Origin of the sequence: Kitasatospora sp. NPDC091257 (genome assembly GCF_044757675.1) — a bacterium.
GTDB classification, from domain to species: Bacteria; Actinomycetota; Actinomycetes; order Streptomycetales; family Streptomycetaceae; genus Kitasatospora; species Kitasatospora lactacystinica.
Window position 1 is genome coordinate 1 of the sequence record NZ_JBIVVI010000200.1, and the last position, 9,912, is coordinate 9,912.

Annotated in this window: 9 protein-coding genes; 2 read left to right on the forward strand and 7 right to left on the reverse strand. The window is 73.1% G+C overall.

Features of this window, described 5'->3' with window-relative positions:
* The first annotated feature begins 210 nt into the window (after window positions 1-210).
* Window positions 211-813, forward strand: coding sequence for a hypothetical protein (locus tag ACIQOV_RS12435; RefSeq protein WP_401047890.1), 603 nt, complete (start codon window positions 211-213; stop codon window positions 811-813).
* 70 nt (window positions 814-883) lie between these two features.
* Here ACIQOV_RS12435 and ACIQOV_RS12440 read toward each other — a convergent pair whose 3' ends face one another.
* The 5 genes from ACIQOV_RS12440 to ACIQOV_RS12460 form a co-directional block, all read right to left on the reverse strand.
* A complete protein-coding gene (locus ACIQOV_RS12440; protein WP_401047892.1) occupies window positions 884-3,280 on the reverse strand; it encodes a lamin tail domain-containing protein in 2,397 nt (798 codons plus the stop codon).
* A gap of 295 nt (window positions 3,281-3,575) precedes the next feature.
* The gene (locus ACIQOV_RS12445) at window positions 3,576-3,959 is read right to left on the reverse strand and encodes a hypothetical protein (protein ID WP_359915173.1); all 384 of its coding nucleotides are present in this window, start codon (window positions 3,957-3,959) and stop codon (window positions 3,576-3,578) included.
* Window positions 3,960-4,248: 289 nt separating this feature from the next.
* Window positions 4,249-4,764: a DUF1772 domain-containing protein gene (locus ACIQOV_RS12450; RefSeq protein ID WP_401047895.1), complete on the reverse strand. Its 516-nt coding sequence runs from the start codon at window positions 4,762-4,764 to the stop codon at window positions 4,249-4,251.
* 266 nt (window positions 4,765-5,030) lie between these two features.
* Window positions 5,031-5,678, reverse strand: a complete 648-nt coding sequence (locus tag ACIQOV_RS12455; protein WP_387690349.1) for a hemerythrin domain-containing protein — start codon at window positions 5,676-5,678, stop codon at window positions 5,031-5,033.
* An 82-nt stretch (window positions 5,679-5,760) separates the two neighbouring features.
* Complete coding sequence (locus ACIQOV_RS12460; protein ID WP_401047898.1) at window positions 5,761-6,303, reverse strand: hypothetical protein; 543 nt, start codon at window positions 6,301-6,303, stop codon at window positions 5,761-5,763.
* A 139-nt stretch (window positions 6,304-6,442) separates the two neighbouring features.
* Here ACIQOV_RS12460 and ACIQOV_RS12465 point away from each other — a divergent pair, with 139 nt between their 5' ends.
* Window positions 6,443-8,026 carry a protein kinase gene (locus ACIQOV_RS12465; RefSeq protein ID WP_401047901.1) on the forward strand — a complete coding sequence of 528 codons (1,584 nt, stop codon included), beginning with the start codon at window positions 6,443-6,445 and terminating at the stop codon, window positions 8,024-8,026.
* A gap of 349 nt (window positions 8,027-8,375) precedes the next feature.
* On the opposite strand, the gene ACIQOV_RS12470 is transcribed toward ACIQOV_RS12465, so the two are convergent.
* Both ACIQOV_RS12470 and ACIQOV_RS12475 read right to left on the reverse strand, forming a co-directional pair.
* Window positions 8,376-9,086: a class I SAM-dependent methyltransferase gene (locus ACIQOV_RS12470; protein WP_359910346.1), complete on the reverse strand. Its 711-nt coding sequence runs from the start codon at window positions 9,084-9,086 to the stop codon at window positions 8,376-8,378.
* A gap of 302 nt (window positions 9,087-9,388) precedes the next feature.
* Window positions 9,389-9,912: ion channel (locus ACIQOV_RS12475; protein ID WP_401047904.1), on the reverse strand; the 524-nt coding region annotated here is incomplete at its 5' end.

A 9,912-nucleotide genomic window follows, 5' to 3' on the forward strand; every position in this document is an offset into this window, starting at 1 on the left:
CGCCCCGGCCCCTGGAACTCAAGGGGCCGGGGCGGGGTTCCGTCGGGGCTTCACAACATCCACCCGAGTCGAGCGGTTCGTGAGGCGGCCGTGACGACGCCGTGCTAAAACCTTCGACGGGCCGCAACTCCCTTTGCCGGCCCGCACGGTACCGCATGTCCCGTTGTTCCCGCGCCGAGCCTCGGCTCCGGCCACGACCCTGGGAGAACCATGCCCACCGCACACGCGCACACCCGCTTCGCCCGCCTGCTGCTCGCCGCACTGGCCGCCCTCGCCCTCCTGCTCTCGGGCGCGGTCGCCGCGACCCCCGCGAAGGCCACCACCACCAGCCTCGACGGCTCCTGGGCCTGCGAGGTCCCGGCCGGGTACGTCTACGACCAGGTGTCGATGAACCGCAGCTGCAGCGGCGGCGGCAGCTGGAACTCGCCGCAGTTCCACCTGCGGACCCCCTACGACGGCCTGACGGCCTGTCGGAGCACGCCCGGCTTCGTCTACGACAACATCACCTGGGGTCTCGCCTGCAGCCAGATCAGCGGCGTGCAGTCCAACCAGTACCACCTGCGCAAGCCGGTCGACGGCCTGGTCGCCTGCGTGGGCACCCCGGAGTTCACCTACGACTACCTCGTCTGGGGCACCGCCTGCAACCTCACCACGGGCGGCGGCCAGTCCAACGCCTTCCACCTCCGCAAGCCGTACAGCGGCCTCTGGGCCTGTGACGTCCCCTACGGCTTCACGTACAGCACGACCACCCAGAACACCGACTGCAGCACCTACCGGAACACCCCGTCCACCAAGTTCCTGCTGCTCGGCTAGCGTTCCCGCCCCGACGAACGGTGCCGGTCTCCCCGAACCACGGGGAGACCGGCACCGTTCGTCGGGCCCACTACGGCAGCGGGATCCGCACCACCTGCGGGTCGTGGTCGCTGAGCTGCGTGCTGAACTCGCTGTTGATGTGCACGATGTCGTAGCTGTACGCGGTGGCCGCGAGCGCGCCGGAGATCAGGATGTGGTCCAGCACCTGCGAGTTGCCCTCGTACACGTAGGTGTAGCGCTCGGGCAGCGGCAGGGTGCGCGGCAGGTCGGTGAGCGAGCCGCCGGCGGTGAGGATGTCGGCGGTCTGGGAGAACTCGAAGTCGTTGAGGTCGCCGAGCACGATGACCGAGGCCTTCGGGTCCACGGCCAGGATCCGGTCGGTGAAGTCCTTCACCACGGTCGCCTGGTCGTGGCGCTGGCTCTCCGAGGGGCGGGCCGGCTGCTGGTAGCGGCCGAAGAGGGGCTGGTCGCCGCCCTTGGAGTTGAAGTGGTTGGCGATCACGAAGACCGGCTTGCCGTTCCAGCGGAACTCTCCGGCGAGCGGCTTGCGGCTGGAGTTGAACGCCGCGTTGGCCGGGTCGATCCGTCCGGGCGAGTAGGCCAGCTGCGGCGTGCCGCCCGCGTTCACCACGGAGTCGGCGGTGGTGGAGCCGGCGCCGGGGCGGTCGGTGAAGGAGAGGCCGCGGTCGGTGCGGTACAGGAACACCTGGCGGATGTTGCCGCCGGGCTGCCCGCCGTCCTGGCCGTCCACCGGGTCGATCTCGCGGTAGGAGTAGGAGGGGCCGCCGGCCGCGGTGACGGCCGCGGTGAGCTTGGCCAGGGTCTGGGTGGCGCTCACCGTGCCGTCGCTGGTGGCGCCGCTGTTGTCCTGGATCTCCTCCAGGGCGACCAGGTCGGGCGAGCGCAGGTTGGTGACGATGCCCGCCGCGAGGCCGTCGAACTTGCTCTGCGGGTCGGACGGGGCGAGGTTCTCCACGTTGAAGGTCGCGACGGCGAGCTGGCCGGCCGTCGGCGCGGCGGTGACCTCGGGGGCGGTGGTGCCGGCAGTGACCGTCGGGGTCGCGGTGACCTGGAGGGTGAAGTTGCCGAAGGCGTAGTCGAGCACGCCGACGGTGGCGCCGGTCAGGGTGTCGCCGACGTTGGCGGTCGGGGTGGGGGCGAGCGCCTTCCCGAGGACGACCCGCTCCGGGTTGCCGTCGTTCGCCTGCAGCAGGATGCCGCCCCGGTTGGTGCGGGTGCCGCTGCCCTGCGGGACGACGGAGAGCTCGCCGTACTTGTTGGTGGGGCCGACCACGGCCGCGTCGTCGATCTCGACCCGCATGCCCTCCAGGGACTCCCAGAAGTCCAGGCCGTCGGTGGCGGGCTGGTAGTTCCCCGCGGTCTCGACGTCGCCGGAGGTGACGCCGGAGATGACCGCGGACGGGGGCACCCGCCCGCCCTGGCCGACCAGGGTGGCGGCGGGCAGCGGCGCGTTGTGGGCGACCACCGTGACGGCGGGCGCGGTCAGTTCGGTGATCGACAGGTTGGTGGTGCCGCCGGTGCCGCCCGGGCGGAACTGGCTGACGGTGGCACTCACCGTGACCGAGTCCCCGACCGCGACCGAGGGCGCGCCGGAGGTGTAGACGTAGACGCCCTCGCTGGTGCCGGGGTCGTTGTCGGGCTGCGGGTCCTGGTACCAGAAGCCGTTGGGGCCGACGGCCGTCACCACGCCGGGCACGGCGCTGACCGCGCTGCCGGCCAGCGGGGAGACCCGGGCGGCGCCCTGGATGTCGTGGATGCGGGTGCCGCCGGGGTTTCCGCCCCCGCCGGTGGAGGAGTTGCGCGGCGCGGGCGAGCCGATCACGAAGTCCGTCGCGTTGTTGTCGGTGTCGGTGGCGCCGCCGCCCGCGCGCAGGGCCGCGGTGCCGTTCGACAGGTTGCCGGTCGGCGAGCCCTCGGCGGAGCCGGCGCCGCTGCCGTAGCCGACGAAGTCCTTCACCCCGGACTGGGTCGCGCAGCCGGTGGCGCAGGTCAGCGCCGTGCCGTTGGTGACGAGGGCGATCTTGCCGGAGGTCGCGGACATCGCGATCGTGCCGGTGGCGTCCGCCGTCGGCAGCGCGGCGCCGGTGCCGGCCCCGGCGGCCTCCTGGACGAGGAAGTAGTGGCCGGGCGCGATCGTCCCGGAGAGGGTGGTCCGCGACCAGCTGGACCCGGTGGCCGAGGCGTACTGCACCGTCCAGCCGGTGACCGACACCGGCGTGGTGCCGCGGTTGTACAGCTCGACGAAGTCGTTGGCGTACGGGGCACCGGAGTTGCCGCCGCCGCCGTACACCTGGCTGATCACGATGTCGGGCGACGCCGCCTGCGCAACGCCGCCGGGCAGCGCCACCAGCGCCGCCACCACGGCCGCGGCGGAGACCGCCGCCGGCGTCCGGCGCCGCACTCGCGCCGCTCTCGGGGTGATCCGGGGATTCAAGGTGCTCCGCATGAGGCTCCTCCTGACCACCGTCCGGGCTCGCGGCCCGGCGGTGTGACCACGGACAAGAAAGGTCGGGCGCTGCGGTTCTAACAGCGCCACCAGATCCCTACCGGGCGCATCGGGCAACGGCCAGACGTACGGCGGAAGAACGTTTCTACGCGCGACAAGTGGGAGGGTGAGCTCCGGATGGCCGGAAGCGACTTCCGCTCCCCATGGGGCCGCCGGCCCGACCGGGACAGCGCGGAGCCCGGGCCCGGCAGCGCCTCCGCCGCCGGACCCGGGCCGGTTCCCGCCCGCCGGGTGGTCAGCCCGGACGGTGTTGCCGCGGCGGCGTCACCGTCGGCGTCGCCCGGGGCGGACGCAGCCGCAGCGGCGCGAGTTCGCGTTCCAGGGCCCGCACGTCCAGCGCTATCCGGGACGCGATCTCGCGCGGGCCGGTGCCGGCGGGCAGCCGGCGCGACCAGGAGCGGGGCTTGGCCGGGCCGTCCTGGACCATGTCGAAGTTGAGCCGCACCACGTCGGCGACGTCGACCAGGCTCACCAGGATCCTGGTGTCCGCGAGGTCGATGCTGACTTCGTTCCCGATGCACGAGCAGGCCACCAGGCCCTCGATGTCCGCCTCCGCCAGGTATCTGGCCAGGGGGACCGCCTTCCCCCGGACCAGAAACGGACGTTCCGCCGGATTCACCGGAACCGCCTCCTCCCCCAGCAGTCGAACGGCGCCTCGGCCGCGGCGCAAGCGCACCGCAACAGACCGGGCCCGGCCTATGCTCCACCACATCCGGCCGGTTCGCCAACTCGGGGTCTCACCAAGTGAATTGGGAGAACGCACCGACCCGGCGCACCGGCGCACGCCCCCGCGCACCTACCGGGTCCGACGGCCCGTGGGCAGGGGCGGACGCACGGCCCGGGAACGCGCGTGTGCCCGCCCGCACGAGGCGGACGGGCACAGCGGCGGTACGCGGGACGGGCGGGGCTCAGCGGGCGCCGCGGCCGTGCAGCACCAGGGAGCGGGTCAGGGCGAGCAGCCCGCCCGTGCAGAGCGCCGTGCGGAGCATGTTCGCCGGCACCCAACTGTCCGCGAACCTGGCCCGCACGGCGGCGAAGTCGTGGATCTGCGACGGGTCGCCGGCCGCCGCCAGCTCGTTGTTGAGCGGGATGTTGACGCCCATGGTGACGATCAGCGCCACCACGTACAGCGCCGTCGCCAGGGCCGCCCACAGCGCCGCCCGGCGCCGGCCGGCCTTGTGCAGCAGCCAGGCCGCCAGGCCGGTCGCCGCGAAGGCGCCGACGAAGACCAGGCCGAACAGCCCGTTCTCGATCGACTTGTTGATGTGCTGCATCGCCGTCACGTAGGTACGGTCGTCCCCGGCCGCCAGGCCCGGCATCACCGACACGTCGAAGGCGAAGAACAGCCCGGCCATCAGGCCCATCGCGACGGTGGCACCCGCCAGCAGCGGACCCGCGGCCCGGCTCTGTCCGACGCTCTGCACGGAACTCCCCACCCCCGCACCCCCGATGGCAGACGGCGCCGTGTACGACAGCGGAACCGCGGTCTGATCCGAACGCATCTCAGGACCCTCTCACTCTTCCGGCTCCGCGCAGTGCGGCGCCGGCGAACGTGGAACACTCGACACCGCCCACCGTGCGGCGAGCCGCGCAACGAAACCGCGACAACCGGAACCCCGTTCCCCGGCGGGGCACGTGCCGCGTGCCGCGGTGCCGCGCCCGGGGCCGAGGGGCGAGGTTCCCGGCCTCCTCAGAGCACCGGGTCCAGGCCGCGCCGGTACCGCCGGTCCAGGACCGTCCGACCGAGCAGCCGCACCGGGGCCGGGATGGTCGCCGAGACCGCCCGGACCGAGGCCGCGTCCGCGCCGTCGAACATCCAGGGCTGGAGGTAGGTCATCACCTGGGTCGGCGCGCTCCCGATGATCCGGCGCTCGACCCGCAGGTACTCGTCCACCGACAGGCCGGCCAGTGCCGGGAAGACCACCGGCTCCTCGTGCCGCAGGTGCTCGCGCACCAGGCTCTCGAACGCCCGGGCCGCCTCGGGGAGTTCGGCCCGCAGGCCGGAGCCCAGCACCCCGGCCACCCGCCGCATCGAGGCGTCCAGCGCCTCGTGGTCCTCCTCCAGGACCCCGCTGCCGTCGAAGCCCGCCACCCGGCCGCGCAGGTACGGCCAGAGGATCTCGTCCTCGCTGTGGTGGTGCCAGTCGATCACCGAGCGCAGCCGCCCGAACCACTCCGCGAGCGCCGCGGAGGAGCCCGCCGCGCCGCGCTGCGCCACGGCGGTCAGCCGTGCCGCGTCCCGGCGCATCGCCACGTGCATCAGGCCGAAGCCCTTGAGCTGCTCGGGCAGGGCGCGGAGCCCGTGCTCGGTCGACCAGATCGTCGTACCGTCCGTCATGACCAGACCTCCAGAGTCCGTTCGGATTATCGACCAACGCCCGCCCGCAGGCGGCCGGTCGGAGCCGCCCGGACGGGTCGGCTCACGCGTTCCACACGCCGGAGGCGGCGGCCTCGCGGGCGTAGTCGGCGAAGTCCCGCGGCTCACGCCCCAGCGCACGCCGCACACCGTCGCCCAGCGAGGCGTTGCGGCCGTCCAGGATCACCGAGAACAGCTCCGCGAAGTCCGCCGGCAGCCCCGCCGCCTCCAGCACCCCCCGGTACACCTCCTCCGACACCGCCTCGAACCGCACCTCACGCCCCGTCGCCCCCGACAACTCCACCGCCACGTCCGCGAACGACAGCAGCCGCGGCCCCGTCAACTCGTACACCTCCCCCGCGTGCCCCGCCTCCGTCAACGCCGCCACCGCCACGTCCGCGATGTCCTCCACGTCCACGAACGGCTCCACCGCACCGCCCACCGGCAACGCCAACTCCCCCGCCAGCACCGGCTCCAGGAAGAACGACTCACTGAAGTTCTGGTTGAACCACGCACACCGCACCACCGTCCACGCGGCCCCCGACTCCATCACCGCCTTCTCCCCCGCCTCCGCGGCCTCCTCACCACGCCCCGACAACAGCACCAACCGCCCCACCCCGCGCTCCGCCGCCAACCGCGAGAACGCCCCCTCCGCCCCTGGTCGGCGCGTTCGGCGGTGCGGCTATCGTGCACAGGTGCACGAGGCGGCCCGGGACCCCGGGCAGGGCACGTGAGGGGAGCTCCAGGTGATCGGACGGGCGCTGAACGGGCGTTACGAACTCGTCGACTTGCTCGGCGTCGGCGGCATGGCCACCGTCTGGCGCGGGACGGACCGGGTGCTGGGCCGTCAGGTGGCCGTCAAGGTCCTCAACGGCGGACTCGCCGACGACCCCCGCTTCGCCGAGCGCTTCAGCCGCGAGGCGCAGCACGCGGCCATGCTGGCGCACCCGAGGATCGTCATGGTCTTCGACTCGGGCGTGGACCAGGGCACCCCGTTCATCGTCATGGAGCTGGTCAACGGCCGTTCGCTGGCCGCCCTGCTGGCGGAGCAGCAGGCGCTGCCGGTGGAGCGCGCCGTGGGCATCGCGGCGGCGGTCTGCGAGGCGCTGTCGGTCGCGCACGCGGCCGGGCTGGTGCACCGGGACATCAAGCCCGGGAACATCATGATCACCGATGACGGCGGGGTGAAGGTCGTCGACTTCGGCATCGCCAGGGCCGGTTCCTCCAGCAACCTGACCCAGACCGCGAGCGTGCTCGGCACGGCCGCCTACCTCTCGCCCGAACAGGCCACCGCCTCGGAACTGGACGGGCGGACGGACCTGTACGCGGTCGGCTGCGTGCTGACCGAGATGCTCACCGGCGCGACCCCGTTCACCGCCGAAACCCCGGTGGCGATCGCCTTCAAGCACGTCAGCGAGCAGCCGCTGCCGCCGTCCGCCCGCCGCCAGGGCCTGCCGCCCGCGCTGGACGCGGCGGTGCTGCGGCTGCTGGCCAAGAACCCGGTCGACCGCCCGGCCGACGCGGCCACCGCCCGGGCCGAACTCCTCGGCACCGTACCGGGGCTGATGGTCGCCGACCCGACGGCGGAGCTGCTCGCGAACGCGGGCGGGGCCGCCACCCAGCTGCTGCCGCCGGTGCCGCACTTCCCGGCGCCGAACCAGCAGCACACCACGGTGCTGCCGCCCCAGCCGCCGGCCGCCACCTCGGTGATGGCGCCGATACCCGCCCCGGCGGCTCCCGCCTACGTCCCGGTCCCAAGGCCCGGGAACGCGCCCGCGCCTGCCCGCAGCCGGCGGAAGCCGCTGGTGTTCGGGGCGTTGGGCGTGGCGGGCCTGGCCGGCGTCACCGCGCTCGCCCTCACCGCCTTCGACGAGCCGGCCGGCAACGCGGCCGCCGCCAAGCCCGCCGCGGCCACCGCCCCGTCCACCGCCCCGGTCACGACGCCCACCCCGAAGGCCTCCGCGGGCTCGGCGGCGCCCACCACCAGCTCGGCGGCGCCGTCCGCGCCCCCGGCCCCCACCCAGGCCGTCCCGCGCAACCAGCCGGCAGCGCTGCAGATCCAGGCCTTCCGCCAGGCCGTCGCCCAGGCCCAGGTCGGCAGGGAGCGGGACAAGCAGACCGACCTGTTGAGGATCCTCGACACCACTGCCGCGCGCCTCAACGAGGGCAACCCGGACGACGCCGCGCAGGAGCTCAAGAACGCCCAGAAGGTGGTCAAGGACATGGGCAAGAAGCACGCCATCGACGTCCCGACGTACGCCAACTGGAACGCCCGCCTCTCGGCCCTGTTCGCCACCCTGCACACCGCCGTCGACCTCCAGGACGACTGACGGGCCCGGCCGCCTGTCACCGGCTACCGGCTACCGGCTCCGGCCGTCGGCTACCGGCTTCGCGGAGGCGGATTCGCGTCCTTCGCCGCGGGTGAGGGTTCCATCCTGAGTGCACAGCACTGTCCACAGCCTGTGGACAGTGCTGTGGGCCGACCACACCGACCGCACCGACCGCACCGACCACACCGACCGCACCGACCACGGCGGCCCCGGCATCCGAAGGCACGGGAAGTCGGCCCGGCCGACTTCCCGTGCAGCGGAGGCCCCGCCGACCGGCCGGCGGAAACGTCGGGGCGCACGCCCGTCGGCCCCTTGCGCGGCAAGGGGCCGACGGAAACCCCGGTGGCGCCTACCTGGCGGCGGTGACGGGCTTGCGGGCCCGGGTCAGCAGGGAGACGCCCGGCAGGCCCTGGACGGGCAGGTAGCGCTCGGCGGCGATCACCGTGCTGAGCGCGGTGTTGATGAAGGCCGGAACGTCGTCCAGGTCGCTGCCGGTGCTCTTCTTCCGGCGCCAGGCGGCGGCCGGACGGAGCAGGACGTTCCAGCTGTCCAGGGTCTCCATGGTGAAGCCGCTGCCGACGATCACCTCGCGCAGGGTGTCGCGGGTGTAGCGGCGGACGTGGCCGACCGCGACGTCGTGCGCCGACCAGAGCCTCATGTCGCTCGGCACCGCGATGAGTGCCACCCCGCCGGGGCGCAGCACCCGGTGGATCTCGGCCATCGCCGCGTCGTCCTCCTCGATGTGCTCCAGCACGTCGAAGGCGACCACCAGGTCGATCGCGCCGTCGGCGACCGGGAGCCTGCGGGCGTCGGCCCGCATCACGGTGAGCCCGCGGTCGCGGGCCACCTGGGCGCCCTCCTCCCCGTACTCGATCGCGATCGGCTTCCACCCGTTCGCCCTCAGCACCCGGGTGTTGCCACCGCCCGCGGCCCCGATGTCCAGCGCGGTGCCGGCCTTGCTGAACTTGGCGAGCTCCCGGCCCAGCAGTATCCGCCGCTCCTTGTACCACCAGTGCCGGTCCTCGAGCTCGGCGAGCTTGCGTACCTCATGACCTTCCACGGACCCTCCCGGACTTCTTCGTCTCCCTGGCCGCCGCGGAACGCGTCGTCCGGCCGAGCGAAAACATGAGAATTTCGTGAGGTCACTTTACGGGTACGGCGTCCTCGCGGATCCGGGCAGCCCGGTCGGCCGGAGCGTGGTGTCGGCCGGGTGCCGGTGGGCGGCCCGCAGCCCTCGACGAGGCGGCCGGTTCGGAGCCAACCATCAAAGAACTGAAGGATTTTGACGAATCGTCGGAAAGATTTGTCGACGGGGTGGCCGCAGGGGTGCCGGGCGGACGTCCGTTGCCGTCCGCGCCGGCCTCAGTCCTGCCGTCGGATCCGTCGCTCCACGTTCCCCCGGGCCGCCCGGGACGCCGTTCCGGCCGCCGCCGCGAGGAACACGAAGTTGTACCCGATCTGCAGCACCACCACGAGGCGCGCCGTCTGCCCGGCCGGGGTGATGTCCCCGTACCCGACCGTCGCCATCGTCACCACGGTGAAGTACAGCGCGTCCAGCCGGGTCTCCAGCCCGGCGAACTCCGGCTTGTTTGCGCCCAGCACGTAGTACGTCCCCGCGAAGATGGTCATCGCCAGGAAGATGAGGAAGGCCAGCCAGACCACCGGCCGCTTGGCCGTCCCCCGCATCACCCCGACGATCTTGGCCAGCATCAGCCAGGTCAGCCCGACCAGCGCGCCCGCGAACACCAGCCAGCTCAGCAGCGGCCGGCGCTCGCCGAGCCACTCCAGGGGCAGCGTGAAGTACCCGACCATCAGCAGCGTCGACGCGATCAGCAGCCAGAGCCAGGCCCGCAGGTCGGCAGGGGGCGGAGAGTTCTCGGACATCC